Origin of the sequence: Streptomyces sp. NPDC003077 (genome assembly GCF_040611095.1) — a bacterium.
Classification (GTDB): Bacteria; Actinomycetota; Actinomycetes; order Streptomycetales; family Streptomycetaceae; genus Streptomyces.
Genome location: NZ_JBEXNM010000056.1, coordinates 1 through 26,887, shown reverse-complemented (window position 1 = coordinate 26,887; position 26,887 = coordinate 1). Strand labels below are relative to the sequence as shown.

The following is a 26,887-nucleotide window of genomic DNA, read 5'->3' as shown; positions in this document are numbered from 1 at the left end:
CTCCAACGGGCCACCTCGGAGGAGCCGCATCCGAAGAGACGCCCTCAAGAGGCGAACGGGTGCCATCTGCCCTGCTGCCACCCGCTCCCCCTCCTCACCCCCACCGCAGCCGCGGCTTCGGCGCGTCCGTCCGTCCCGTCGGCGGGGTCCGGCTGCCGGCCTGGTACGGCAGCGGCCAGGGGGCACCCGGCCCGGCGTATCCCTGCTCGGCCGCGGCGTGCAGCGTCCACTGCGGGTCGTACAGGTGCGGACGGCCCAGCGCGCACAGGTCGGCGCGGCCCGCCAGGACCAGCGCGTTCACGTCGTCCCAGGAGGAGATCGCACCGACCGCGATGACCGGGACGCCGACGAGGTTGCGGATGCGGTCGGCGAACGGCGTCTGGTACGAGCGCCCGTACGCCGGGGCCTCGTCGGGCACCACCTGCCCCGTGGACACGTCCAGCGCGTCCGCGCCGTGCGCCGCGAACGCGCGGGCGATGCCGAGCGCGTCCTCGGGCGTGGTGCCCCCCGAATGCCAGTCGGTCGCGGAGATCCGTACCGTCATCGGCCGGTCGGACGGCCAGACGGCGCGCACCGCGTCGAAGACCTCCAGCGGGTAGCGCAGCCGCCCGGCCAGGTCCCCGCCGTACCCGTCGGTGCGGTGGTTGGTCAGCGGGGACAGGAAGCCGGAGAGCAGGTAGCCGTGCGCGCAGTGCAGCTCCAGGAGATCGAAGCCGGCCCGGGCGGCGGCCCGCGCGGCGCGGACGAACTGCTCGCGGACGGTCACCAGCCCGGCCACCGTCAGGGCGTGCGGCACCTGGTTGACACCAGGGCGATAGGGAAGCGCGGAGGGGGCCACGACGGGCCAGTTGCCCGTGGGCAGCGGCTGGTCGATGCCCTCCCACATCAGGCGGGTCGAACCCTTGCGGCCGGAGTGGCCGAGCTGGACGCCGATGGCAGTGCCCGGCGCGCAGGCGTGCACGAAGTCGGTCACCCGGTGCCAGGCCGCCTCGTGCCCGTCCGCGTACATGCCGGTGCAGCCCGGCGTGATGCGTCCCTCCGCGCTGACGCACACCATCTCCGTCATGACCAGCCCTGCGCCGCCCAGCGCGCGGGCACCCAGGTGGACGAGGTGGAAGTCGCCGGGCGTGCCGTCGCCGTCCCGGGCGCTGTACATGTCCATCGGGGAGACCACGACCCGGTTGCGCAGGGTCAGGCCGCGCAACCGGAAGGGCGTGAACATCGGCGGGGTGCCCTCTGGGACGCCGCTCTCGCGCTCCACCGCGGCCACGAACGCCCGGTCGCGCAGCCGCAGGTTGGCGTGGGTGACCCGGCGGCTGCGGGTGAGCAGGTTGAAGGCGAACCGGCGGGGCGGCTGGTCGACGTACGCGGCCAGGTCCTCGAACCACTCCAGGCTGGCGCGCGCGGCCCGCTGCGTGGAGGCGACGACGGGGCGCCGCTCGGCCTCGTAGGCGGCCAGCGCCTCCGGCAGCGTGGCGCGCTCCTCCAGGCAGGCTGCGAGCGCCAGCGCGTCCTCGACGGCGAGCTTGGTGCCGGAGCCGATGGAGAAGTGCGCGGTGTGCGCGGCGTCCCCGATCAGCACCGTGCGGCCGTGCCACCAGCGCTCGTTGACGACCGTGCGGAAGTCGTTCCAGCCGGCCCGGTTGGCGCGCAGCGGCCTGCCGTGCAGCCCCTCGGCGAACAGCTTGCCGCACCACTGCGCCGACTCCCGCTCGTCCATGCGGTCCAGCCCGGCCCTCCGCCAGACCTCTTCGCGCGTCTCGACGATGACGGTGGCGGCATCACCGTCACCGCCGTCCGGACGGGCCCCTCCGCCTCCCCCGTCCGGGCCGATCCTGCCACCCGCCCCGGCCCGCGCATACGGATAGGCGTGCATCTGGACGACCCCGGTCTCCGTCTCGGCGATCTCGAACCGGAAGGCGTCCAGGGGGACGTCGCCGCCCAGCCAGATGTAGCGGCAGCGGTGGGCGGTCAGGTGCGGGCGGAAGACGTCGGCGTGTGCGGTGCGGGTGGCACTGTGCACCCCGTCCGCGGCGATCACCAGGTCGTGTGTGGCCGCGAGGACGGCCGCGGGCGGGGCCGGCGTCCGGAAGAGCAGCCGGACGCCGAGGGCGCGGCACCGCCGGTGCAGGACGTGCAGCAGCCGGTGGCGGCCGAGGGCGGCGAAGCCGTGGCCGTGCGAGGTGAGGGTGCGCCCCCGGTGGACGATGTCGATGGCGTCCCAGCGGACGAATTCCGCCTGGAGGGCGCGGTAGACGACCGGGTCGGCGTGCTCGATGCCGCCCAGCGTCTCGTCGGAGAGGACGACGCCGAACCCGAAGGTGACGTCGGAGGCGTTGCGCTCCCACACGGTGACCTCGCGCGCCGGGTCGCGGCGTTTGAGGAGGGCCGCGGCGTACAGGCCGCCCGGTCCGCCCCCGATGACGGCCACCTTCAGCGGTCGCCCGGTCACGGGGCTGTTTCCCCTGCCACCGAGGCTTCTTTTCCTGCCATCAGGGCTGACAGTCCTGTCACCGGGGCTACTTTCCCTGCCATCGAGGCGGTCGCTTCCCGGTGAAGGCGGCGTGGAACTCGGCGTAGTCGGCACTGTGCATCAGCAGCGCCTGGGTGGCCGCGTCCATCTCCACCGCCGCCGCCAGCGGCATGTCCAGTTCGGCGGTGAGCAGCGCCTTGGTCTGCGCGTGCGCGAGCGCCGGCCCCTCGGCCAGCCGTCCGGCCAGCGCCCGGGCCGCCCGGTCCGCGTCGCCCTCCTCCGTCAGCTCGCTGATCAGCCCGATCCGTTCGGCCTCGGGGGCGCGGACCACGTCGCCGAGCATCAGCAGCCGCGTCGCGTGACCGAGGCCGACGACGCGGGGCAGCAGGTAGGCGGCGCCCATGTCGCCGCCGGAGAGCCCGACCTTGGTGAAGAGGAAGGCGAACCGGGCGGAGGGATCGGCGACCCGGAAGTCGGCGGCCAGCGCCAGCACCGCCCCGGCCCCGGCCGCCACCCCGTGCACGGCGGCGACCACCGGGAACGGGCACTCCCGCAGCGCCCGGACGACCTGCCCGGTCATCCGGTTGAAGTCCAGCAGCCGTCCGGTGTCCATGCCGAGCGTGGCCCCGATGATCTCCTGCACGTCCCCGCCGGAGCAGAACCCGCGTCCCTCGCCGCCGAGCACCAGCGCCCGTACCGACCGTTCCCGGGACAGCTCGGCGAGCAGGTCCCGCAGGTCGGCGTAGGCCTCGAAGGTGAGCGCGTTGAGCTTGTCCGGACGGGCGAGGGTGACGGTGGCCACGCCGCCCTCTCTCGTCAGGCGGATGTGCCGCCACGCGTCGGTGCTCGCGGCGGAACCTGTGAACGGGCTCATGGGCTGCTGCGCCCCTTTCGCCGGTCGGCTGCTGGGTGCCTGCGAGGCCGGCGCCCGGGGGGACGTGCCAGGAGGAGGGGTTCCCGGGGGGCCGGTGCTCTGAGTGCCGCGTGGGGGCCGAGGTGTTCCTGTGGCTCGCTCCCGGGCGGTCGCGCTCTTCGAAGCTAACACCGGCCCGTGACCGTCGTCACGAGGGCGCGATGACGCCGACGACCACCGGTGGCAGGAACGGCCCGACGCGCGGGTTCCTCAGCCGGAAAGCTTCCGGAAAGCCTCCGGAAAACCGAAGCGGTGGGGCCGTCCCTGAACGAACGGACCCCACCGCCGGCCGCACCGGACCCTCTACTGTGCCGGGACCGTCGGCTGCTCCGCCGCCCCCTCGGTCGCCGCCAGCCGCGAGCGCCGCCGCCCGTACAGCGCGTACACCAGCGCTCCGACCACCAGGAACCCGGCGAACTCCAGCCAGGTCGCCAACCCCGTCCCGTAGATGAGGTACACGCAGAAGCCGATGCCCAGCACCGGGCTCACCGGGAAGAGCGGCACGCGGAAGCGGCGCGGCAGGTCGGGCCGGGTGCGCCGGAGCACCATGACGCTGATGTTGACGACGGCCATGATGGCGAGCGTCCCGATGGTCGTCAGATTCATGACGACGTCCAGGGGGACGACGGCGGCGGGGGCCGCGAAGACCACGGCGACGATCCAGGTGTTGGCGACCGGCGTCGCGGTGCGCGGGGAGATCCGCGAGAAGACGCCGGGGATCAGCCCGTCCCGCGACATGGACATCAGGATGCGGGTCTGGCCGTACATGACCGCCAGGACCACGGAGGCGATGGCGATCACCGCGCCGAAGGCGATGATGCCGCCACCGATGGACGAGCCGGTGACCTGGTTGACGATCAGCGACAGGGCGGCGGGCTTGTCGGCGACGTCGTGGGCCGAGAGGGCGCCGATGGCGCTGACCGCGACCAGGCAGTACAGGACGGTGACGACGCCGATGCAGATCATGATGGCGAGCGGGACGTTGCGCCGGGGGTTCTTGACCTCCTCGCCCGCCGTGGTGATCGCGTCGAAGCCGATGTACGAGAAGAAGGCGACCGAGGCTCCGGAGGTGACGCCGGCGATGCCCTCGGGGGCGAACGGCGTGAGGTTGCCGTCCCGGAAGGCGGTCAGGGCGATGGCGCAGAAGACGGCCAGCACGACGAGCTTGAGGACTGCCATCGCGGCGGTCGCCCGCGCACTCTCCCGGACACCGCGCACCAGGAGGAGGGCTGCCAGCAGCATCACCACGACGGCCGGGATGTTGACGATGCCGCCGTCACCCGGCGGGCTGGAGAGCGCCGCCGGAAGCTGCCAGCCGAAGACGCTGTTCAGCAGCTCGTTGAGGTACTGGCCCCAGCCGACGGACACCGCTGAGACCGACACGCCGTACTCCAGCAGCAGGCACCAGCCGACCAGGAAGGCGACGCGTTCGCCGAGGGTGGCGTACGCGTAGGAGTACGAGCTGCCGGACACCGGGATGGCGCCGCCCAGTTCCGCGAAGGAGAAGGCGGTGAACACGCAGGTGATCGCGGCGAGCAGGAAGGAGACGATGACCGCGGGTCCGGCCTGGGAGACGGTGTCGGAGAGGCCGACGAAGATGCCGGTGCCGACGATGGCGCCGATGCCGAAGCACATGAGCTGGAAGAGGCCCATGGTGCGCTTGAGGCCGTGGCCTTCGAGATCCGCGCCGGATTCGGCGACGAGCAGGTCGGGGGACTTGACACGCAGTCCGGACGGGCGCATGGGGTGGTTCTCATCTCTGGTGGTGCGGTGTGCGCGGCGGGGTGGGCCGCGCACGGAACGGGGTTCGAGCCTGTGGGCCCGAACCCCGCGAATCGGATCAATGGTAGCCACAAACAGTGCATGATCGCCCATTCGGGCGTATGGGTATGCAGCGAGGGGCGGGTGCGGGCCTCGCGGGGCGCGTCTTTGCGGGGGCGCGCCTTCGCAGGACGGCCCTTCGCGGGCGCGCGCCGCCCCGCACGAGCGGGATCCCGTGGGGTGCCCGGGCCCCGCCCCTCACGGCCGGCGGCTTCCCCCGGCCACGCGACGGGTGAGCCGCACGGCGGCCCGGCGTCCGCGCCCGGCGGCGTGGCGGAGCAGCCGTCCGGCGGCCGGGCGGATCACCCGCCCGCCCCCCGGCCCAGGGTCGCCACGAGGACGGCCTTGATGGTGTGCAGCCGGTTCTCGGCCTCGTCGAAGACGACCGAGTGCTCGCTTTCGAACACCTCGTCGGTCACCTCCAGCGACGAGAGCCCGTGCCGCTCGTACACCTCCTGCCCGACGGCGGTGCCCAGGTCGTGGAAGGCGGGCAGGCAGTGCAGGAACCTCACGTCCGGCTTGCCGGTGGCCCGCAGCACGTCCATCGTGACGGCGTACGGCGCGAGCAGGGAGATCCGCTCGTCCCACACCTCCTTGGGCTCGCCCATGGAGACCCAGACATCGGTGGCGACGAAGTCCGCGCCGCGCACGCCTTCCGTCACGTCGTCGGTGAGCGTGACGCGGGCGCCGCTGGCGGCGGCGAGGGCGCGGGCGCTCGCGACGACCGCCTCGTCGGGCCACAGCTCCTTGGGTGCCACGATGCGGACGTCCATGCCGAGCAGCGCGCCGGTGACGAGGTAGGAGTTGCCCATGTTGTAGCGGGCGTCCCCGAGGTAGGCGAAGGCGATCTCCTCCAGCGGCCGCCCCGGGGCGTGCTCGGTCATGGTGAGGACGTCGGCGAGCATCTGGGTCGGATGCCACTCGTCGGTCAGCCCGTTGAAGACCGGGACGCCCGCGTGCGCGGCCAGTTCCTCGACCCGGGCCTGGGCACTCCCCCGGTACTCGATGCCGTCGAACATCCGGCCGAGCACCCGGGCGGTGTCCTTCACGGACTCCTTGTGACCGATCTGCGAGCCGGACGGGTCGAGGTAGGTGGTCGACGCGCCCTGGTCGGCGGCGGCGACCTCGAAGGCGCAGCGGGTGCGGGTGGAGGTCTTCTCGAAGATGAGGGCGATGTTGCGGCCCTTGAGGCGCGCCACCTCGGTGCCCGCCCTCTTGGCGGCCTTGAGCTCGGCGGCCAGCTCGATCAGCCCGCGGAACTCCTCGGCGGTGAAGTCCAGCTCTTTGAGGAAATGACGGCCCGTGAGGTCTATCGCCATGGGAGGGCTCCTAGGTCGTGGTCCTACAATGCAACTCTATACGATAGCTTGCATTGCTATGCAATGCACGGGTCGTCTCGCGTTCCGGGGCGCGCGGGAGCCGGGACCGCGGTCGCCCCGGCTCGACGTTCCGCCTCGGCGCCCCGACCCGGCACCCTCTACGACGTAACGTTCCCGCACGTCGAAACGAGCCCGCGCGTGCCTCTCCCTACACGGGATCCCGCTCCACCGGACAGCTCATGCACCGTGGCCCGCCCCGCCCCCGGCCCAGTTCGCTCCCGGGAATGGTGATGACCTCGATGCCGCGCTTGCGCAGGAAGGTGTTGGTCGTGACGTTCCGCTCGTACGCCACCACCACGCCGGGCTCCACGGCCAGCACGTTGCAGCCGTCGTCCCACTGCTCGCGCTCGGCCGCGTGCACGTCCTGCGTCGCGGTGAGCACCCGGATGTCGTCGAGCCCGAGGGCCGCCGCGATGGCACGGTGCATGTGCTCCGGGGGGTGGTCGGTGACCTTCAGCTCCTGGTCGCCCGCGCCCGGCTCGATCGTGTACGAGCGCAGCGCGCCCAGGCCCGCGTACTGCGTGAAGGTGTCCCCGTCCACCATCGTCATGACGGTGTCCAGGTGCATGAACGCCCGCCGCTTGGGCATGTCCAGCGCCACGATCGTGCGGGCCGAACCGGCCGCGAACAGCCCGCGCGCCAGCATCTCGACGGCCTGCGGCGTGGTCCGCTCGCTCATGCCGATCAGCACCGCGCCCGACCCCAGCACGAGCACGTCACCGCCCTCGATGGTGGAGGGGTAGTCCGCCTGCCCCTCGGACCAGACGCGGAAGCCGGCGTCTCTGAACAGCGGGTGGTACCGGTAGATCGCCTCGTAGTGCACCGTCTCGCGCTGCCGGGCCGGCCAGCGCATCGCGTTGATAGCCACCCCGTCGTACACCCAGGCGGAGGTGTCCCGGGTGAACAGGTGGTTGGGCAGCGGCCCCAGCAGGAAGTCGTCCAGCCCCATGACGTGGAAGCGCACCGAGGTCGGCTCGGGGTAGCGTTCCAGGAACTCCCGCTTGGTCATGCCGCCGATCAGCGCCTCGGTCAGCTCGGGCAGCGGCAGCGCCTCGAAGGCGGCCCGCAGATGATCGGCGGCCAGCGGGCCGTACTCCTTCTCGTCGAAGACGCGGTCCAGTACGAGGGACCGCGCCTGGGGGACTTGGAGGCTCTCGGCCAGCAGGTCCCCGAAGAGGTGTACCTCCACCCCCCGGTCCCGGAGCACGTCCGCGAACCCGTCGTGTTCGGCGCGGGCCCGGCGCACCCACAGCAGGTCGTCGAAGAGCAGCGCGTCCATGTTCGAGGGTGTGAGCCGTTTCAGCTCCAGATCGGGACGGTGCAGGATGACCCGGCGCAGCCGACCGGCCTCGGAATCCACGTGATATCCCATCCCTCCATCCTGGCCGCAAACCCGGCTGATCACTCGGTGTGCGGCGCGGAGGCGGGACGGTCCGGGGCGGTTCCCGGGTGGAGCGGGGTGGTTCCGGTGTGGCTCGGGGATGTCTCAGGGTTCGTTCCGGGTCGGCTCGGGGTTCCGTTCGAGGGTGGCGCGGGGCGGGCCGGGGAGATTCGGAGTGGCTCGGGAACGGCTCGGGCCGACACGGCAGCAGGTCGGAACGAGACGGGGGTGTTCACGGTGACTCGATGGTTCGAAGTGACCCGGGGATGGTTCAAGGACGGTTGGGGGCGCCTGCGCGCCCCCGGTGGGCCACCCCGGCGCTCCCCCGGCCGGCTACCGGGCCCCGGTGCCCTCCGGCCCGCGCAGCAGCGCCGCCGCCAGGACCGCGAGTGCCGCTGCCACTGCCATCAGAACCCAGCCGGTGTCCAGCGCTTCCGCGGTGATCCGCTGCCCCAGAACAGCGGTCAGCACCGCCACGCCCAGCGCCGTACCGCCCTGGCGCGAGACCATCAGCACCCCCGAGCCGAGCGAGAGCCGCTCCGCCGGGAGCCGGCCCGCGACCGCGAACATGACCGGCTGGTACAGGCCCGTACCGAACCCGGCCAGGACCAGTCCCGGCAGGAACTCCACGGCGTAGTTTCCGCCGTTCCCCGCCAGGCACAGCCACCACACCGGGGCGGCCACGAAGCACAGCGCTCCGATCAGCGCCGTCGGCCGCTCCCCCGCCGCCCGTACGATCCGGCCGGAGAACGCCGAGACCACCAGCACCGTCAGCGGCCAGGGCGCCAGCGCCAGGCCGGCGCTTGGCGTCGAGTAGTGCCACAGGTCCGTGAACAGGAGGGTCGCGCCGAGGGTGGCCGCCGAGTAGGCGACGAAGTACGCGAGCAGGCCCAGCGTAGCCACGGTGAACCCGCGCGTGCGGAAGAGGTCCGGCCGCACCACGGGGTCGGCGGCACGCCGTACGTGGACGGCGCACAGCGCACCCGCGAGCCCGCCGACGGCGAGGGCGGCGAGCGTGCCGGGAGCGGTGAGCCCCCACTCGGGCACCTGGACACAGCCGGTCACCAGCGCACCGACGCACAGCAGGATCAACGCCGTCCCCACCAGGTCCGGACGCTGCCGCAGCCCCGGCGCGGAGCGCGGCAGGAACCGCACGCCCGCCGCAACCGCGACCACCACCACGGGCACGTTGACCAGGAAGATCCAGCGCCAGTCGACGGCCGCGAGCACACCACCGATCACCGGTCCCGAACTCGCCGCGACCGCGCTCACCGCCGTCCAGACGCCGACCGCCGTGGCGCGCTCGCGCGGCGGGAAGGCGGGCAGCGCCAGCGAGAGGGAGGTGGGTATCAGGACCGCCGCGGCCAGTCCCTGCACGACGCGGGCGGCGATCAGCGCGGCTGTCGTCGGCGCGGCGCCACAAGCGGCCGAGGCCAGACCGAACAGCACCATCCCGAGCAGGAAGCTGCGCCGCCGCCCGGTCTCGTCGGCGATCCGCCCGGCCGGGATGAGGAACGCCGCGAGCACGACGGTGTACGCGTTGAGCACCCAGGACAACTGCGCCGTCGACGCGGACGCGAAGTCGCGGCCGATCGCGGGGAACGCGATGGTGACCCCGATCAGGTCCAGCACGGCCAGGAACTGGGCGGCGGAGGCGATCCCGAGGATCAGCCAGCGCCGGGCGTGGGGGGTACCGGGGCGCGCGTTCTCCCTGTGGGCGACGGGGCCGGGTGCGGTGACCGGGGCAGGAGTCCGGCCGGGAGCAGGGACCGGGCTGACGGAGGCCGCCCGGTCGGTGGCTTGCGTGCTGCCGGGCACGACCGCGAGCCCACTCGTCCTCCGCGGCGTCCGGTGAAGGTTCGTCATGACCATCAAGCATCGGGACCGCGGCACCCCCGGACGAGTGGCAGCCCTGACACCGACCGCTACATTACTGCCATGCCCACCATCGCGGTCGCCGTCACCGACGGCATCCCGTTCTTCGAACTCGCCATCCCCTGCCACATCTTCGGCACCGACCGGCCCGCCGCCCCTGAAGGCTGGTACGACCTGCGGGTCTGCGCGATCGGCACGAACGGCGCGGCGGCCCGGGCGCGTTCCTGGTTCACCGCGGAAACCCCGTACGGCGCCGACGAACTGGTCGCCGCCGACATCGTCCTCGTCCCCGCCTCGGCGGACGTGCACGACGACCCGCCACCGGAACTGACCGCGGCGCTGCGCACGGCACACGCCCGCGGGGCCCGGCTGGTCTCCCTCTGCTCCGGCGCCTTCACCCTCGCCGCGACCGGCCTGCTGGACGGCCGGACCGCCACCACCCACTGGCTGTACGCCGAACTCCTCGCCGAGCGGTACCCGGCCGTCGAGGTGGATCCGTCCGTCCTGTACGTGGACCACGGAGACGTGCTGACGGGCGCCGGTTCGACCGCCGCCATCGACGTCTGCCTGCACCTGGTACGGGAGGACTTCGGCACCGCGGCGGCCAACACCCTGGCCCGGCAACTCGTCGCCCCGGCCCACCGTCCGGGCGGTCAGGCCCAGTTCATCGAGGCGCCGCTGCCCGCCCGCACGGATGCCTCGCTGGCTCCGCTGCTGCACTGGGCGCGCGAACGGCTGGACGAGCCCCTGACCGTCGCCGACCTGGCCCGCCGGGCCCACACCAGCGCCCGCACCCTTACCCGCCGCTTCCACGCCACCACCGGCACCACGCCGATGCAGTGGCTCCAAACCCAGCGCATCGCCCGCGCCCGGGAACTCCTCGAAGGCAGCGACCTGCCCGTGGACCGCATCGCCGACCTTTGCGGCCTGGGCACCGCCGCCAACCTCCGCCGCCACTTCACCCGCACCGTCGGCGTCCCCCCGCACGACTACCGCAAGTCCTACCGGGCGGGCGGACGGTAGGACGGGGCAGGGCACCTTGCGGCGCCGGGGCCGGGAGGAATCGGGAACCAGCAGGGACCGGGTGAGGAGAGGAGCCGCCCCGCAGCGACGGGCCGGGGCCCGCGCACCCTGTCGGCGCACGGCCCCCGGCCGCCCCCTCACCTCACAGCCGCGGGTCCACCGCCTCCGACTCCAGGGCCAGCACCGCGAACACCGCCTCGTGCACCCGCCACAGCGGCTCGCCGTCCGCCAGCCGGTCCAGGGCCTCCATGCCGAGGGCGTACTCGCGCAGCGCGAGGGAGCGCTTGTGGCCCAGGTGGCGGCTCCGGAGCCGGGTCAGGTTCTCCGGGCGGGTGTACTCGGGCCCGTAGATGAGCCGCAGATACTCGCGGCCCCGGCACTTGATGCCCGGCTGCACCAGCCGCCCGTCGCCCTTGCGGACGTACGCCGCCACCGGCTTGACCACCATCCCCTCGCCACCCTCGGCGGTGAGATCCAGCCACCACCGGATGCCGGCGGCGACGGACTCCGCGTCCTCGGTGTCCACGACCAGCCGCCGGGTGGGAGCCAGCAGCCCCTGCCGCTGTCCCGGAGCGGATCCACCGACACCCAGGCCCTCCTCGGCCGCGACGAGCCGGTCGATCAGCGCCAGCTGATCGGTGTGCGGGAGCGTGGCCGCGAGGTTGCGGCCCTGCGCGGCGAGGATCTGGAACGGTGCCAGCCGCATGCCGGCCGGCCCGTCCGCGTCTGTACCCGGGACATCCTCGCCGTCCGTTCCCCGGGCGTCCGCGCCGTCCGCGTCCGCGCCGTCCACGCCGCCGTGGGCGCCCACCCGCCAGCAGTAACGGCGGTAGACGTCCGTGAACGCCGCCGCCTGCGCTGCGCGCTCGCGCTGCCGCCCCAGCAGGCCGGAGACGTCCAGGCCGCGACCGGCGGCGGCCTCCAGCGCGCCCAGCGCGCTAGGGAAGACCGCACCGGACGCCGCGCCCACCGCCGCGTACTGGCTCCGCAGCAGACCGGACGCCTTCAGCGACCACGGCATCAGCTCGGCGTCGAACAGCAGCCAGTCGGTGCTCAGCTCGTCCCAGAGCCCGGCCGCGCCGACGCACTCCCGCAGCCGCCCGAGGATCCGCTCGGCCAGCGCCGCGTCGTCGAAGAACGGGCGGCCGGTACGCGTATAGAGCGCGCCACTGTTCCCGTCCGCCGCTCCGAAGCGCTCCCGCGCCACCTCCGCGTCACGGCACACCAGTACCACCGCCCGCGACCCCATGTGCTTCTCCTCGCACACAACCTGGCGCACGCCGTCCGCCCGGTACGCGGCGAACGCCTCCCTCGGGTGCTCCAGGAAGCCCTCGTCTTCAGGGGCGCCCGGCGCGGGGGCCGGGGCGGTCGCGCACGGCGCCATCGTCGGCGGCAGGTAGGGCAGCGAGCGCGGGTCGAGCGCGAACCGGCTCATGACCTCCAGCGCCGCGGCGGCGTTCTCCTCCCGGACGGCGACCCGCCCCAGGTGGCGCGTCTCCACGACCCGCCGCCCGGACACGTCGCCCAGGTCGAGCGGACGGCCGTCCGCCCCACCCGGCGCCTCCGTGGCCAGCGGCTTGACGGGTTCGTACCAGACCCGCTCGGCCGGTACGTCCACCAGCTCGCGCTCCGGCCACCGCAGCGCGGTCATCGCGCCGCCGAAGACACAGCCGGTGTCGAGGCAGATGGTGTTGTTGAGCCAGGTGGCACGCGGGGTGGGCGTGTGGCCGTAGACGACGGCCGCCCGGCCCCGGTAGTCCTCCGCCCACGGATAGCGCACCGGCAGCCCGAACTCGTCCGTCTCCCCCGTCGTGTCCCCGTACAGCGCGAAGGAGCGCACCCGGCCGGAGGTCCGGCCGTGGTACTTCTCGGGCAGCCCGGCGTGGCTCACCACCAGCGCACCGCCGTCGAGCACGTAGTGGCTGATCAGCGACCGGACGAAGACCGCGACCCGCTCGGTGAAGCCGGGGTCCGCCGCCGCCTCCCGCTCCAGCTGCTCGATCGTCGCGGCCAGGCCGTGGGTGAGCTGGACCTTGCGGCCGTCCAGGTGGCGGCCGAGCTTGTTCTCGTGGTTGCCCGACACGCACAGCGCGTGCCCCGCCGCGACCATGCCCATGACCAGCCGCAGCACACCGGGGCTGTCCGGCCCGCGGTCCACGAGGTCACCGACGAAGACGGCGGTACGGCCCTCGGGGTGCCGGGCGTCCACGGCGCGGCCCAGCGCGTCCCGCTCCACGGCATACCCGAGCTTGCCCAACAGGGCCTCCAGCTCGGACCGGCACCCGTGGATGTCGCCGATCAGGTCGAAGGGTCCCGTCAGATGCCGCAGGTCGTTGAACCGCCGTTCGGTGACGACCTCCGCGGCCCCGGCCTCCGCCTCACCCCGCAGGACGTGCACCTTGCGGAAGCCCTCGCGTTCCAAATGGCGCAGTGAACGGCGCAGTTCGCGCTGGTGACGCTGGATGACGCGACGGGGCAGCCCGGCCCGGTCGGCCCGCGCCGCGTTGCGCCGGGCGCACACCTCCTCGGGCACGTCCAGCACGATGGCGACCGGCAGGACGTCGTGCTCCCGCGCCAGCCGCACGAGCCGGGCCCGCGCCTCGGACTGCACGTTGGTGGCGTCCACCACGGTCCGCCGGCCCGCCGCCAGCCGCTTGCCGGCGATGTAGTGCAGCACGTCGAAGGCGTCGCCGCTGGCACTCTGGTCGTTCTCGTCGTCACTGACCAGCGCCCGGCAGAAGTCGGAGGATATGACCTCGGTCGGCAGGAAGTGCCGCGCCGCGAACGTGGACTTGCCCGAGCCGGTCGCGCCGATCAGCACCACGAGAGACAGGTCCGGCACCCCGAGCGCCCGCGACGCCCGCCCGGTGGGGGGCGGGGTGGTGGGGGCGACGGTGGTGTTCTCGCCGCTTCCGGCGCTCACCGTGCCTCCGGTGTTCTTGCCGCTCTCGGACTCGTCGGCGCGGTCGGCCGTCCGGTCGGACCCGGTCATACTGCGGCCTCCTTCGTGGTGGTGTCGGTCGGGGAGTGAACGGTGACGGCGGACGGGGGCTGGACAGGGACGTCGTGCGCGGCGGCACCCGCGGCTGACACGCCATCGGTGTCAGTTCCGGCCCGGCCGCCGTCCACAGGCCGGACGACGCCGACGGCACCCCCGTCGGCAGCCGCCCCGGCGGTCCGCCCGCCGGCCCGGCCGTTCCCGGCGGCAGCCGTACCGGCACCGCCACCGCGATCCACTCGGTCCCGTGTCTCCCGGGCCGCCCCGCTCCTCGCGCCGGCCTTCTCGTCCGCCTCCCGACGGAACACCGCGAGCTGAGTCGGCGGGCCGACCTGCGGGTCGTCGTTCCCCACGGGCCGGAAGTCCACCGCGTACCCGTGCCGGGCCGCCACCTCCCGGGCCCACCCGCGGAACTCCTCCCGGTTCCACTCGAACCGGTGATCGTGATGCCGGACGTGCCCGGCGGGCAGCGACTCCCACCGCACGTTGTACTCGGCGTTCGGCGTCGTCACCACAACCGTCCGAGGCCGGGCCGCCCCGAACACCGCGTACTCCAACGCCGGCAACCGCGGCGGATCGACGTGCTCGACCACCTCGCTCAGCACCGCCGCGTCGTACCCCTTGAGCCGGTCGTCGGTGTAGGCCAGCGAACCCTGGACGAGCCGGACACGAGCCGCCTGGCGCTCGGACATCCGGTCCAGGCCGAGCCTGCGCCGCGCCGCGTGCAGCGCCCGCATCGACACGTCCATGCCGACGATCTCGGTGAACCGGCCGTCCTTCAGCAGCTCACCCACCAACTGGCCCTGGCCGCAGCCCAAATCCAGCACCCGGGCGGCTTCGGCTTCGCGCAGCGCCGCCACGATCGCCTCCCGCCGCCGTACCGCCAGCGGCACCGGCTTCTCGACGGTGTCGGTCTCCTCGTCCACGGCGTTGTCCAGTTCCTCGGCGGCCACGTCGTCCGCCTCGGCGAGCCGCGCCAGTTCCAGTCGCTCCAACGCGTCGCGGGTCAGCACCCGGCGCCGCGCGAGGTAGCGACCGGCGATGAGGTTCTGGTCGGGGTGGTGCTCCAGCCAGCCCTCACCGGCCCGCAGCAGCTTGTCCACCTCGTCCGCGGAGACCCAGTAGTGCTTGGCGTCGTCCAGGACCGGCAGCAACACGTAGAGGTGGCGCAGCGCCCGGGCGAGCGTGGCCTCCCCTTCCAGCACGACCCGCAGGTAGCGCGAGTCGCCCCACTCCGGGAACGTCTCGTCCAGCGGCACGGGCTCGGCCCGCACCGTCCACCCCAGCGGCTCGAACAGCCGGCGCACCAGCTCCGCTCCGCCGCGCGCCGGCAGCGCGGGGATCTCCAGCCGCAGTGGCAGCATCCGCGCGGGGAGCTCCGGGCGTGCCGCGCACTGGCCCTTCATGGCGCTCGAGAACACGCTGCCGAGCGCGACGGCCAGAAGGGAGGACGCGGCATACGGCCGATCGTTCACGTACTGGCTCAGCGCGGCATCAGGGCTGCCGCCACGGCCCTTGCCCCGGCTCCGGCGGACCAGCGCGACCGGATCGACCTCCAGCAGCAGCGCGGCGGTGCACCGCCGCGCGTCCGCCTCGGGATAGAAGACGTGCGCGGTGCCGTGCGCCGTCGAGAACGCCTGCGCCCGGTCGGGATGCTTGTGCAGAAGGAACCCCAGGTCAGTGGCGGGGTGATCGGCACTGCCGGTGGTGTTGATGGTCAGGAACACCTGATCGAGTATGCCGGGGAGCGCCGTCCCGGCCCCACCGATTTTTCCGGCTTTGCGGAAGCGCTTTCCGGCTTGGCGGGAGGCGGGTGGCTCGGCGGGGAGGGCCTCCGTCCGCTCTGGCCGACCGCTGGGCGCTCTTGGCGATTGACGCTGCCGGCCGGCCAACGGTCCTGGGCGGTGGCTTCCCGCCCGGCGGCTTCCCGCCCGGCGGCTTTCCGGCCGATCCACACTGCCGGCCGGTCGGGGTCTCGTTTGCGGGACGCGCCTTCGTCGGCAAGGCACGGCGCGCGCCGGCCGCCCGCCCCGACCGTTCACGGCCTCGCCGGGCCGGTGGTCACCCGGCCCGGCCTGCCCGAGAACTCCCCCATGCATCGGACCGCACCGGCCCGATCCGTCGTCAGCTCAGCTGGGACTGCACCTGCGAGGAGATCAGCTCAAGGTGGTCCAGGTCGTCCAGGTCCAGGATCTGGAGGTAGACGCGGGAGGAACCGACGGCCTGGTACCGACCGATCTTGTCCACGACCTCGGCGGGCGAACCCGCGAGGCCGTTGGCCTTCAGCTCGTCCACCTCACGGCCGATGGCCGCGGCCCGCCGCGCCACCTCGGCGTCGTCCTTGCCGACGCACACCACGAGCGCGTTGGAGTACACCAGCTCGTCCGCCTTGCGCCCGGCAGCCTCGGCCGCGGCGCGCACCCGCCCGAACTGGCGGTCGCTGTCCTCGACCGAGGCGAAGGGGATGTTGAATTCGTCGGCGTACTGAGCGGCCAACCGCGGAGTGCGGGTGGCGCCGTGGCCACCGATGAGCACCGGCACCTTGGGCTGGGCCGGCTTGGGCAGTGCGGGCGACTTCTCCAACTGGTAGTACGTGCCGTCGTAGCTGAACTCGGCGCCGACCTCGGTGGCCCACAGTCCGGTGACGATCGCGAGCTGCTCCTCCAGCCGGGCGAACTTCTCCTTCGGGAACGGAATGCCGTACGCCTTGTGCTCGTCCTCGAACCAGCCCGCGCCGAGCCCCAGCTCGACCCGGCCGCCCGACATCTGGTCGACCTGGGCGACCTGGATGGCCAGCACACCCGGGAGGCGGAAGGTACCCGCCGTCATGAGCGTGCCGAGGCGGATGCGCTTGGTCTCACGGGCGAGACCGGCCAGAGTGATCCAAGCGTCCGTCGGACCGGGCAGCCCGTCGGTGTTTCCCATGCGCAGATAGTGGTCGGAACGGAAGAAGGCGTCGAAGCCGAGGTCCTCGGTGGCCTTGGCGACGGTAAGAAGAGTGTCGTAGGAAGCGCCCTGCTGGGGCTCCGTGAAGATGCGTAGATCCATGTCTCCATCCTGCACGCTTGGGCGCCCGCCAACCGCATCCTCACTCTTGGGGCTCTCTCGGACCGGTCCCGAGCAGGCTCACAGACCTGGGCGAGGCCGTCTCGGAACGCCTGTGTGTGGAGGAACCTTCCTCTATCGAGGAAACGTCCCCGTCATTCCGGCCGGGGAACAGGAGCTCCGAGGGAGACGCGCGCCCGGGTCGCGACCGGCCCTCCGGAGAGGCACACACGCCAAGGACGCGATAAGCCCTTCAGAGGGAGACGGGCGCCGAGGACGCACAGGAACGGGACGGCCTGTGAGGGAATGAGCCGACACGAAAGGGACCGTCAGGGGGAGTGGAGACGGAGGCTGGGCCACTTGGGGGGGGAGGGCCGCCCCTTCGGGATGAGCCCCCTCCCTCCCCCCACCCCCACCCCACGGCCGTCCCCCCACCCCCAGCCGCCCCGGTCCGCCTCACCCGGCCCAACCCACCCGGAGCCCCACCCCGGCGCCTGCCCCACCTCACCCGGCCCCCAGCCGACCCCGCCGTGTGCACCCCGGCCCTGGCTCAGCCGTGCGGCTCCGTCTCGGCCGCCCGCCGCCCACCCGTCTCCGCTCGCTGCGCGAAGCTCAGGCGGAATCCCGTTCCGCCCGCAGCGCGAGCCGCTTCAATATCGCCGAGACCCGGTCCCGGGACTCGTCCGCCGCGTCCATCGCCTCCACACAGGTCCAGTACATCCCCTCCTCGTCGGCCGCGCAGACGACGCCGACCAACGCTTCGCACACCTCTCCCAGCAGCCCCGACAGACCGGCCAGCGTGGCTTCGGTGTCGCGTACCTCCGAGAGCTGGGCCGCCCGCAGGCCGCCCGTCCGCGCGGTCGGGTGCAGGAGCGCGCTCCCCGCTCTGCCGCCGGCGTCCCCGAGTCCCTGGGCTCCTCCCCGCACCTCGTGCGGTCCCGATATCGCGAGGTGGCTGCCGACCGCCTCCGCCAACGCCTGGGCCTGCCATGCCTCGATGACGATTTCCTGCACCGTCCTCGCTCGCGCCAGACCGCACCGGTTGGCCGCGATGATCCGCACCGCGTCCATCCACGCCCCCTCCCTCAACCGCCGTCCGCTTCTCCGCCTCGCCTGCCACTACCCAGCGTGAACGCGCACCGGCTAAAAAGCCAGGGATTCTCGCAAATCTGTGGACAACTGAGACGTGTTGAAAAGATCCGTCACTCCATAGAGTGACAATCGGCTGCGCGGCCTTGCGTCAGCGAACCGATGCGCTCAACAAACCGGCAGCCGGGCGGCCCGCCCCCACCAGGCACGGACGACGAGCAGCGGCACAGGACGGCCGTCGGCCTCACGCGTTCGGGGGCACGGTCGCGAACGGCCGCCCATCCAGCGCCGCGGGCCCCTCGGCACCTGGCCGCCCCACACCCCGCACCCGCCTCGGATCCCCATGCCCGACGGTTTCCGAGCCCCGCACCACCGTCCGGCCCCCGCCCCCGCTCCCGGCGACCGCCCACCCCACCTCGGCCCTCTCCCCCACCGCCACACACCCTCGGAAACCCGAGAACGCACCCGCGGGAGCCCCACGGGCCCGCACGCCCTCAACCGTCCCGAAACGCCCCTTCAGTCCCCACTCACCTCACCCCTCCCCCATCCCCCCACCCACCGGGAACCGGCTCTCATTGCGCTCGATCTTCGCGGCCAGCGCCGTCAGCGGGTCGATGCCCAGGGCCTCGCAGAACTGCAGCAGGTAGGCGAGTACGTCGGCGACCTCGTCCTCGACCCTGGGTGCGGTCCGCTGGTCCGTCATCACCTTCGCCGACTCCTCGGGCGTCAGCCACTGGAAGATCTCGACCAGTTCGGACGCCTCGACGCTGAGCGCCGCGGCCAGGTTCTTCGGGGTGTGGTACTGCTGCCAGTCCCGGGCCGCCGCGAACTCCGCCAGCCGCCGTTGCAACGCGTAAAGATCCTCACTCATGCGTCAAGGTGTAGCACCCGCACTCCGGGCAGCCCCTCGGCGGGCGACGCGTCCCCGACCACGCCCAGCAGCCGGATGTGTCCGCGCTCGGTCATCCGGACGGCGAGGGTCAGCAGTTCGCGGGCCTGCCGCCGGTCCAGGCAGCGGTCCAGCCCGTCCGCCACCACCGTCAGCACCTGCCGGGCGGACGGCACCTCCCCGGCCGGGTCCATCTCCAGCACGCCGGGACCGGTGAGCAGGACGAGGGCCAGCGCGAGGTAGCGCAGTTCGCCGTCGCCCAGCCGTTCCAGCGGGGAGGTGCCGCGCGCTCCCCGGTCGATCAGTGCCCGTACCCGGGTGTCGTCCCCTTGGGGCGGTGCCACGACGAGGCCCTCGATGGGTCCCGAGCATCCGGCGCGGACCGCGTCGACCAGCGCCGCGTGCCGTCGCGCGCACTCCTGGCTGGTGCGCCGCAGGACGGCCGGGAGGTTGTCGCACGTCGTCCGCAACCGCCCGTCGGCCTCGCCGGTCCCGCCCGGGCTCTCGGCCGCTCCGGCCGCCCCGCGCCGTCCCGGCGCACCGGGCCCCCGCCCGGACGCACCGGCGCTCCGTCCCGCGGCGCCCGCCCCCCGCGCCGGTGCCGCGCCCCGGTCCGTTCCCCGCATGGCCTCCGGCCGCGGGTCGCACACGAAGCCGGACCGCAGCGCGACCACGACCTGTTCCGCCGCGGACAGCACGAGCCGCTGGCCCTCCGTCTTCCCCGCGACCCGCAGGGGCAGCAGGGCGGTGCTCAGCCGGTCGTCCGGCAGGGGCGCGCGGGTGACGGGGGTGGCGCCGGCGGTGTACCAGGCGGCCTGGACGGCGCGGCGGTCGGGATCGGTGAGCGCGGTGGACAGCAGGGTGAGGCCGCCGGCGGTCAGCCGCTCGCCGACGATCCGGGGTTCGGGTTCGGCCTGGACGGCGACGTCGAGGGTGACCGGTCCGGCGGGGCCGTCGATGGTGCAGCCGATGCGGAAGCCGCGTCGTCCCTGGCCGTCCGGCCGGGCTCCTTCGGGGACGCAGGCCGCGGCTCCGCCGGCCACGCCGGTGAGCGCCTGCGGCAGGAGGGCTCCGCCGGACAGGCGCGCCAGGATGCCGTACGCCTGGAGGACGCCGCTCTTGCCGCTGCCGCTTTGTCCGGTCAGCAGCGTCAGCGGCGCGAGTGGGAGGGTCAGGCCCCGGTGCGCCTTGAAGGCGGACAGGCGCAGTTCGGTGACCGTGGGGCGGGTGCCGGCTGGGTGCATACCGGGACGGTAGGCACCCAGGTGGAGGAAAAACCGTTACGCCTGAATTGTCTTCCTACGAACGGGGGACGGTTCCCACGTGGGGTTCCTCGACCTCGGTGCCGACCGGAGCGAGCAGGAAGACGTTGGTGTCCACCCGGTGCATGCCGCTGCCGAGCCCGAAGACCACTCCGCTGGAGAAGTCCAGGATGCGCTTGGCGACGTCGGTGTCGGCGCTGGTGAGGTCCAGCAGCACGGGGAGCTGCGCCATCAGGTACTCGGCGACCTCGCGGGCGTCGGCGAAGGTCTGGACCCGGATGACGACGAATCGCCGTGACTCGTCCTCGGGCTCCTCCTCGGGGAGGGCGCGGTGGTCGGGCCAGGAAGGCCACTCCCGGCCGCCGCGCAGAGGAACGACTTCGGCGAGCCCCTCCCACTGTTCGTCGGTGGCGTCGGGCCCGTTCACCGAATCACCCCACTCAGAGGATCGCTGGGTATCTGCTGCGATATATGCATCGCATAATTCTAGGGATAAACACACAAACCTCGCCGGATGCGACACCAACAGGCGTCACCGGCTGTTCCCATCCTGCACCATAGCCGCCGACCGGCGTGGACACTCTTGGCATGGAACCTGCGCCAAGTCGGCCTTTCCCACTTCCACCCCCTTACACCCTACTTCGCCCCCTTCCTTCCGTACGTCGGTCTCCCGGAAGCCGGTTCCGCCATGAGCTCTGACATCCCCGGCCACGGAGCGAGCGGCCGGCGCGGGCTGCGCCGGCCCGCCAGGAAACGCGCCGCGTCCGCCGGCCCCGACGACGTCCCGGCCGGGCCGGAGGTCCCCGTCGCCCCGCCGGATCCTGCGAACAGCATCGTCAACGCGGCCCTGTACCGGGAAGGCCGGCGCGTCAGCACGCACGAGACCCTGCCGGAGACCTTCCACGCGCTGCGCTCCACCGCCGGTTCCATGGCGTGGATCGGGCTGCACCGCCCGTCCTCCACCGAGTTGGTCACCCTGGCGTCCCAATTCGACCTGCACCCGCTCGCCGTCGAGGACGCGCTGGAGGCCCATCAGCGCCCGAAGCTGGAGCGGTACGGCGGCACCCTTTTCGTCGTCCTGCGCGCCGCCCGCTATCTGGACGCGCTGGAGGAGGTCGACTTCGGGGAACTGCACGTCTTCGTCGGCCCCGACTTCGTCATCACCGTCCGGCACGGCGGCGCGCCCGACCTCTCCGCCGTGCGCCACCGCATGGAGGACAGCCCCGACCTCCTCAAACTCGGCCCCGAGGCCGTGCTCTACGCGATCCTGGACGCGGTGGTGGACGGCTACGCGCCGGTGGTCTCGGGGGTGCAGAACGACATCGACGAGATCGAGACCGAGGTCTTCGGCGGCGACCCGCACGTCTCCCGGCGCATCTACGAACTCTCGCGCGAGGTCGTGGAGTTCCAGCGCGCCACGCACCCGCTGCACCCCATGCTGGAGAACCTGACGGCCGGCTTCGAGAAGTACGGCATCGACGAGGAACTCCGGCGCTACCTGCGCGACGTGGCGGACCACGCCACCCACACCTCCGAGCGGGTGGACGGATTCCGCCAGGCGCTGCAGGACATCCTCACCGTCAACGCGACGCTGGTGAACCAGCAGCAGAACGCGGAGATGCGCGCCCTGGCGGAGGCCGGTTTCGAGCAGAACGAGGAGATCAAGAAGATCTCCTCCTGGGCCGCCATCCTCTTCGCCCCGACGCTCGTCGGCACGATCTACGGCATGAACTTCGACCGGATGCCGGAGCTGCACTGGCTGCTCGGCTACCCGTTCGCGATCGGGCTGATGGCGGTGGTGTGCGTGAGCCTGTACGTGGTCTTCAAGCACCGGGACTGGCTCTGAGCGCGGCCCTCCCCGAGCCGGCAGCCGTCGAGCCCGTCGCGTTCGGGCGCACAGCGGCGCACACGACCGTCTCGCGGACCGGGCCGTCCGGCCGCGCCGACGCATGCCCCCGGCACCATCTCCCGGCGTCCGTTGGCCTCCGGGCGTCATCCCGTGGGTGCGTTGCCCTCGCGCCAGTGTGTTCCGTGGGCGGATGGAAACCCCGGTGTGCGTCCATAGCCTTCCTGTGCGGGTCGCGACATCCCGTCGCGGCGCGTCATCGACGACGGGAATTCCATGAGACGCAGATCTTTCGCCGGTGCCGCGGTCGCCGCGGCCATGGCCGCCGCCCTCGGCGCCGTTCCCGCGCGGGCCGTCTCCGCCGCGCCGCCGGGGCCCGGGACGGTGCTGTCCCTGCCCCGGCCCGCCGGGAAGCAGACGATCGGTGTGACGAGCATTTTCCTCGAAGACGAGGGGCGGGCCGATCCGTGGGTCGCCGGGGAGAACCGGAGACTGATGGTCTCGCTCTGGTATCCGGCGAGGAAGCCGTCGGGAACGCCCGCGGCGTACATGACCGCCGCCGAATCGCGGATGTACCTCGCGGCCACCAAATTGAACGTGCCCCTGGACCTGTTGAGCGGGGTGCGGACCCACGCGGGCGTGGACGCCGCGCCGGCGGGGCCGCGCGGCGGGCTGCCGCTGGTCGTGCTGTCGCCGGGGTTCGGCATGCCGCGCGCCACGTTGTCGGGGATCGCGGAGGAGCTGGCGAGCCGCGGCTACGCCGTCGCCGCGATCGGCCACAACCACGAGGCCAACGGGATCTCCTTCCCGGACGGGGAGACCACCGGCTGCGCGGTGTGCGGGAACCCGGACCACCGCACGGTCGGGGACACGCGTGCCAAGGACGTCTCCTTCGTGCTGAACGAACTCACCAAGGAGCATCCGGTCTGGGAGGGCGGCCGGCTCGTCGACACCGGCCGCATCGCCATGGTGGGGCACTCGGCCGGTGGTTACAGCGCGATTCCCGCCATGGTGGCGGACCCGCGGATCAAGGCCGGTGTCAATATGGACGGCAATTTCCGGTACCCCAACGGCATACCCGTCGACCGGCCGTTCCTGATGCTCGGCAACCCGAGCCACGTTCCCGGCGGCCCGGACGGGACCTGGGATGCGACGTGGCGGCAACTGACCGGCTGGAAGCGCTGGTTGAGTGTCGACGGGACCGATCACCTGTCCTTCACGGACCTGGCGCCGCTCGGGAAACAGCACGGCAGGTCCTTCCAGGAGCTCGACGGCGATCGCTGCGACGCCATCACCCGCGCCTATCTCGCCGCGTTCCTCGACACGCACCTGCGGGGGCGGCACGTGCCGTTGCTGGACGGGCCGTCGGCGCGGTATCCGGAGGTGAGGTTCCACCGGCCGTAGCCGTTCCGTCCCGGCGCGGGGGCCGTCCCCGGTCGCCGCCCCGCGTGGCACCGCGGCGGCGGCTCCCCCGCACCGGGGGGAGCCGGCGTCCGCCTCTCGCGCCCCTCACCGTGTCCTGCGGAGCGGCGCGCCGCCTTCCGCCGCCTCGCTCTCGCCCTTGCTCCGGGACCGGTGCTGGGCGCGGACGTGCATGCGTTCGCCCTGGCGGCCGAAGAGGCTGAGGAGTTCGACGGGGCCTTCGCCGGTGCTGCCGAACCAGTGCGGCAGCCGGGTGTCGAACTCGGCCGCTTCGCCGGGGCCCAGGATCAGGTCGTGCTCGGCCAGGACCAGGCGCAGGCGTCCGGAGAGGACGTAGAGCCATTCGTAGCCCTCGTGGGTGCACAGTTCCGGGGTGGAGGGGGTGGCCGGGACGATCATCTTGTAGGTCTGGAGGGGGCCGGGCTGGCGGGTCAGGGGCAGGATGGTGTTGCCGTTGACGCGCTTGGCGGTGATGCGGATGCGGGGGTCGCCGACCTCCGGGGCGCCGACCAGTTCGTCGAGGGGGACCTGGTGGGCTTGCGAGATGGGCAGGAGGAGTTCGAGGCTGGGGCGGCGCTGGCCGGACTCCAGGCGGGAGAGCGTGCTCTTGGATATGCCGGTGGCTTCCGACAGCGCGGCCAGCGTCACGCCGCGCTGGGTGCGCAGGCGCTTGAGGCGGGGACCGACCTCGGTCAGGGCTCGGGTGATCGCAGATGTGGGCTCCACGGTCACATTGCAGCGCCCCGTCCCGGAAACGGCAACAAAAATTGCCGTGACAGGAACGCCGGTCGCACTCTGAGGGCGGAGGTGATCGTCATGATCGACGCGAAGAACGACACGCCCGACGGCACGCGGTACGACGTGGTGGTGATCGGCGGCGGGGCGGCGGGCCTGAGCGCGGCGCTGCTGCTGGGCCGGTCCCGGCGCCGGGTGGCGGTGGTGGACGGCGGGCAGCCGCGCAACGCCCCGGCCGAGCACATGATGGGCTACCTGTCCCGGGAGGCAATGCCCCCCTCGAAGCTCCTTGAGGTGGGCCGCGCCGAGGTCGCCGAGTACGGCGTGGACTTCATCGAGGCCCAGGTGGACCACATCGAGCCCGGTTTCACCGTGCGGCTGGCCGGCGGCGCGTCGCTCGACGCCCGGCGGATCGTGGTGGCCACCGGCCTGCGCGACGAGCTCCCCGACATCCCCGGCGTGCGCGAACGGTGGGGCAAGGACCTGCTGCACTGCCCGTACTGCCACGGCTACGAGGTGCGCGACCAGCCCATCGGCGTCCTCGGCACCCACCCCAACGCGGTCAACCACGCCCTGCTGCTGCGCCAGTGGTCCAGCGACGTGGTCTTCTTCCCGCACACCATGGAGATCACCGAGGACGACCGCGAGCGGCTGGCCGCCCGGGACGTCTACGTCGCCGAGGGCACGGTCAAGTGGCTGTGCGTGGAGGACGACCGGCTGCGCGGCGTGGAGCTCGCCGAGGGCCACGTGGTGCCCCGCAAGGCGGTGTTCGTCTTCCCGAAGATGGTCCCGAACGACGCCCTGCTGACCGATCTCGGCTGCGAGAAGAACGAGGCCGGCTGGGTGGTCGCCGACCCCACGGGCCGCACCAGCGTGCCCGGCGTGTGGGTGGCGGGCAACGTCGCCGACCCGCGGGCGCAGGTGATCACCGCCGCCGGCCAGGGTTCGGCCGCCGGATTCGCCCTCAACCACGACCTGTTGGAGGAGGACGTCGCCCTCGCCGTCGAGCGGCGCCGCGCGGACCAGGCCTCGCCCATCCGGTAGGCCGGACGTTTTCGAGGTACGCGCGTCTGTGCAGGGCGCACGTCCCCGGCGTTCGCAGGATCTTGAGCAACGCACACCCTTCGGGGAACGCACACCCTTCGGGGAACGCACACCCTTCGGGGTGCGCGCGTCTGTGCAGGACGCACGCCCCTGAAGTACGCAGGACCTTGAGCAACGCACACCCTTCGAGGTGCGCGCGTTCGTGCAGGACGCACGCCCCTGAAGTACGGAAGTTCCGAGCAACGCACGTCCTTCGGGGTGCGCGCCGGTGCAGGGCGCACGTCCCCGGAGTCCGCACGTTGCCGAGGAACGCCCGTCCCGCCTCCGGACACCGGGCCGGCCGCTTCCCGGGTGCCGGCCCAGAACCGCCCGATCAAGGAGCTCCCACCATGCCCACCCCCGTCGACAGCCTCACCGAGCAGGCGTTCCCCGCCCGCGTGCTGGAGTCGAAGAAACCCGTCCTGATCCAGTTCTGGGCGCCCTGGTGCGCGCCATGCCGGATGGTGACCCCGATCGTGGAACAGCTGGCCGCCGACCACGCGGAAGCGCTGGACGTCGTCAAGGTCAACGTCGACGAGGAGCCCGGTCTGGCGATCCAGCACGGTGTCTCGTCCATCCCCGCCTTCACCGTCTATGTGGACGGCGTCCCGAAGAAGTCCTGGGTCGGCGCGGCCCCCAAGCACGTGCTGGAGAAGACCATCACGGCCCTCCTGCCCTGAGCGTCCGCCGCACGCCCGCCCCGTCCGCCGCACGCCCGCCCCTTTCCCCGCCCGGATAGGAGTCCCATGAACCCACACCACACCGGGGATCTCGATCGGGACGCCCTGGGCGCCCGACTGGAACGTCAGGCCGAACTCCACCTGCCCTCCCTGGTGGAGGCGGCGGAGTGGCTGCGCGGGATGCTGTGCGCCGGCCGGGGCGCGGATTCCCTGGTGGGCCGCGTGCTCGACGTGGGCAGCGGGCCGGGGGTGGGGTCCTGTCTGCTCGCCCAGTACTTCCCGCGCGCCGAGGTCGTCGCCGTCGACCAGGACGCCGGCCTGCTGGAGCGGGCATTGGCGCGGGCGGGGAAGCAGGGCGTGGACGACCGGGTGGTCGCCCAGCGGGCGGAACTCCCCGGGGACTTCGAGGAGCTGGGCTCCGCGGAGCTGATCTGGACCAGCCACGCGGTCCACCACCTCGGCGACCAGCAGGCGGCGCTGGACGCCCTGGCCGCCCGCCTGCGGCCGGGCGGGGTGCTGGCCGTCGCCGAACGCGGGCTGCCGCCGCGCTTCCTGCCCCGCGACATCGGCATCGGCCGCCCCGGGCTCCAGGCGCGCCTGGACGCGGCGGCCGAGGACCGCTTCACCTCCATGCGCGCCGCGCTGCCCGGGTGCGCCCGCACGGTCGAGGACTGGCCCGCCATGCTGGCCCGCGCCGGGCTCGTCCCCACCGGGACGCGCACGTTCCTCACCGACCTTCCCGCGCCGCTCGACCTCCCGGCCCGCGAGCACCTGCACGCGCACCTGATGTGGCTGCGGGACAGGATCGGCGACCGGCTCGACGAGGAGGACCGGACGACCCTGGAGTGCCTTGTGGACGGTGACGCCTGCACGGGCATCCTGTGGCGGCCCGACGCCTTCTACCTGTCCGCCACCACGGTCCACACCGCGCGCGCCTGCGCGCGGCGCTGAAGCCGGCTGCCGCGGCCCTTCC

Annotated in this window: 20 protein-coding genes; 6 read left to right on the top strand and 14 right to left on the bottom strand. The window is 72.9% G+C overall.

Features of this window, described 5'->3' with window-relative positions:
- Positions 1 to 94: 94 nt before the first annotated feature.
- The 6 genes from ABZX96_RS28885 to ABZX96_RS28860 form a co-directional block, all read right to left on the bottom strand.
- Complete coding sequence (locus tag ABZX96_RS28885; RefSeq protein ID WP_355550035.1) at positions 95 to 2,452, bottom strand: FAD-dependent monooxygenase; 2,358 nt, start codon at positions 2,450 to 2,452, stop codon at positions 95 to 97.
- 67 nt (positions 2,453 to 2,519) lie between these two features.
- The gene (locus ABZX96_RS28880; RefSeq protein ID WP_355550033.1) at positions 2,520 to 3,347 is read right to left on the bottom strand and encodes an enoyl-CoA hydratase family protein; all 828 of its coding nucleotides are present in this window, start codon (positions 3,345 to 3,347) and stop codon (positions 2,520 to 2,522) included.
- A gap of 342 nt (positions 3,348 to 3,689) precedes the next feature.
- Positions 3,690 to 5,129, bottom strand: a complete 1,440-nt coding sequence (locus ABZX96_RS28875; RefSeq protein WP_355550031.1) for an amino acid permease — start codon at positions 5,127 to 5,129, stop codon at positions 3,690 to 3,692.
- 380 nt (positions 5,130 to 5,509) lie between these two features.
- Positions 5,510 to 6,526, bottom strand: coding sequence for an ornithine carbamoyltransferase (gene argF / locus ABZX96_RS28870; RefSeq protein WP_355550029.1), 1,017 nt, complete (start codon positions 6,524 to 6,526; stop codon positions 5,510 to 5,512).
- A 208-nt stretch (positions 6,527 to 6,734) separates the two neighbouring features.
- A complete protein-coding gene (locus ABZX96_RS28865; RefSeq protein ID WP_355550027.1) occupies positions 6,735 to 7,958 on the bottom strand; it encodes an arginine deiminase in 1,224 nt (407 codons plus the stop codon).
- Between the two features lie 342 nt (positions 7,959 to 8,300).
- A complete protein-coding gene (locus tag ABZX96_RS28860; RefSeq protein WP_355550025.1) occupies positions 8,301 to 9,833 on the bottom strand; it encodes an MFS transporter in 1,533 nt (510 codons plus the stop codon).
- 72 nt (positions 9,834 to 9,905) lie between these two features.
- On the opposite strand from ABZX96_RS28860, the gene ABZX96_RS28855 reads away from it, so the two are divergent.
- Complete coding sequence (locus tag ABZX96_RS28855; protein ID WP_355550023.1) at positions 9,906 to 10,865, top strand: helix-turn-helix domain-containing protein; 960 nt, start codon at positions 9,906 to 9,908, stop codon at positions 10,863 to 10,865.
- Between the two features lie 142 nt (positions 10,866 to 11,007).
- On the opposite strand, the gene ABZX96_RS28850 is transcribed toward ABZX96_RS28855, so the two are convergent.
- The 7 genes from ABZX96_RS28850 to ABZX96_RS28820 form a co-directional block, all read right to left on the bottom strand.
- Positions 11,008 to 13,857 carry a polynucleotide kinase-phosphatase gene (locus tag ABZX96_RS28850; RefSeq protein WP_355550021.1) on the bottom strand — a complete coding sequence of 950 codons (2,850 nt, stop codon included), beginning with the start codon at positions 13,855 to 13,857 and terminating at the stop codon, positions 11,008 to 11,010.
- Positions 13,854 to 15,590, bottom strand: a complete 1,737-nt coding sequence (locus tag ABZX96_RS28845; RefSeq protein WP_355550019.1) for a 3' terminal RNA ribose 2'-O-methyltransferase Hen1 — start codon at positions 15,588 to 15,590, stop codon at positions 13,854 to 13,856. The genes ABZX96_RS28850 and ABZX96_RS28845 overlap by 4 nt, the downstream gene beginning before the upstream one ends.
- Before the next feature lie 397 nt (positions 15,591 to 15,987).
- Positions 15,988 to 16,911: an LLM class F420-dependent oxidoreductase gene (locus tag ABZX96_RS28840; RefSeq protein WP_355550017.1), complete on the bottom strand. Its 924-nt coding sequence runs from the start codon at positions 16,909 to 16,911 to the stop codon at positions 15,988 to 15,990.
- A 609-nt stretch (positions 16,912 to 17,520) separates the two neighbouring features.
- Complete coding sequence (locus ABZX96_RS28835) at positions 17,521 to 17,979, bottom strand: DUF6099 family protein (protein ID WP_355550015.1); 459 nt, start codon at positions 17,977 to 17,979, stop codon at positions 17,521 to 17,523.
- Positions 17,980 to 18,529: 550 nt separating this feature from the next.
- Positions 18,530 to 18,868, bottom strand: a complete 339-nt coding sequence (locus tag ABZX96_RS28830) for a nucleotide pyrophosphohydrolase (RefSeq protein WP_355550013.1) — start codon at positions 18,866 to 18,868, stop codon at positions 18,530 to 18,532.
- On the bottom strand, positions 18,865 to 20,130 hold the full coding sequence (locus ABZX96_RS28825) for a biotin transporter BioY (protein WP_355550011.1): 1,266 nt from the start codon (positions 20,128 to 20,130) through the stop codon (positions 18,865 to 18,867). Before ABZX96_RS28825 ends, ABZX96_RS28830 begins: the two co-directional genes overlap by 4 nt.
- A gap of 55 nt (positions 20,131 to 20,185) precedes the next feature.
- Positions 20,186 to 20,575 (bottom strand): cell division protein SepF, encoded by a 390-nt coding sequence (locus tag ABZX96_RS28820; protein WP_355550009.1) that lies wholly within the window; start codon positions 20,573 to 20,575, stop codon positions 20,186 to 20,188.
- A gap of 261 nt (positions 20,576 to 20,836) precedes the next feature.
- On the opposite strand from ABZX96_RS28820, the gene ABZX96_RS28815 reads away from it, so the two are divergent.
- A complete protein-coding gene (locus ABZX96_RS28815; RefSeq protein ID WP_355550007.1) occupies positions 20,837 to 21,994 on the top strand; it encodes a magnesium and cobalt transport protein CorA in 1,158 nt (385 codons plus the stop codon).
- Positions 21,995 to 22,270: 276 nt separating this feature from the next.
- Entirely contained in the window at positions 22,271 to 23,398 is a 1,128-nt protein-coding gene (locus ABZX96_RS28810) for an alpha/beta hydrolase (RefSeq protein ID WP_355550005.1), read from the top strand.
- Positions 23,399 to 23,503: 105 nt separating this feature from the next.
- On the opposite strand, the gene ABZX96_RS28805 is transcribed toward ABZX96_RS28810, so the two are convergent.
- On the bottom strand, positions 23,504 to 24,142 hold the full coding sequence (locus tag ABZX96_RS28805) for an XRE family transcriptional regulator (protein ID WP_355550004.1): 639 nt from the start codon (positions 24,140 to 24,142) through the stop codon (positions 23,504 to 23,506).
- A gap of 90 nt (positions 24,143 to 24,232) precedes the next feature.
- Between ABZX96_RS28805 and ABZX96_RS28800 the strand changes: the two genes are divergently transcribed.
- The 3 genes from ABZX96_RS28800 to ABZX96_RS28790 all read left to right on the top strand — a co-directional run bounded on the left by ABZX96_RS28800 (position 24,233) and on the right by ABZX96_RS28790 (position 26,865).
- Entirely contained in the window at positions 24,233 to 25,195 is a 963-nt protein-coding gene (locus ABZX96_RS28800; protein WP_355550002.1) for an NAD(P)/FAD-dependent oxidoreductase, read from the top strand.
- Positions 25,196 to 25,584: 389 nt separating this feature from the next.
- Positions 25,585 to 25,914: a thioredoxin gene (gene trxA, locus ABZX96_RS28795; RefSeq protein ID WP_355550000.1), complete on the top strand. Its 330-nt coding sequence runs from the start codon at positions 25,585 to 25,587 to the stop codon at positions 25,912 to 25,914.
- 66 nt (positions 25,915 to 25,980) lie between these two features.
- A complete protein-coding gene (locus ABZX96_RS28790) occupies positions 25,981 to 26,865 on the top strand; it encodes a class I SAM-dependent methyltransferase (RefSeq protein ID WP_355549999.1) in 885 nt (294 codons plus the stop codon).
- The last annotated feature ends 22 nt before the right edge of the window (positions 26,866 to 26,887 follow it).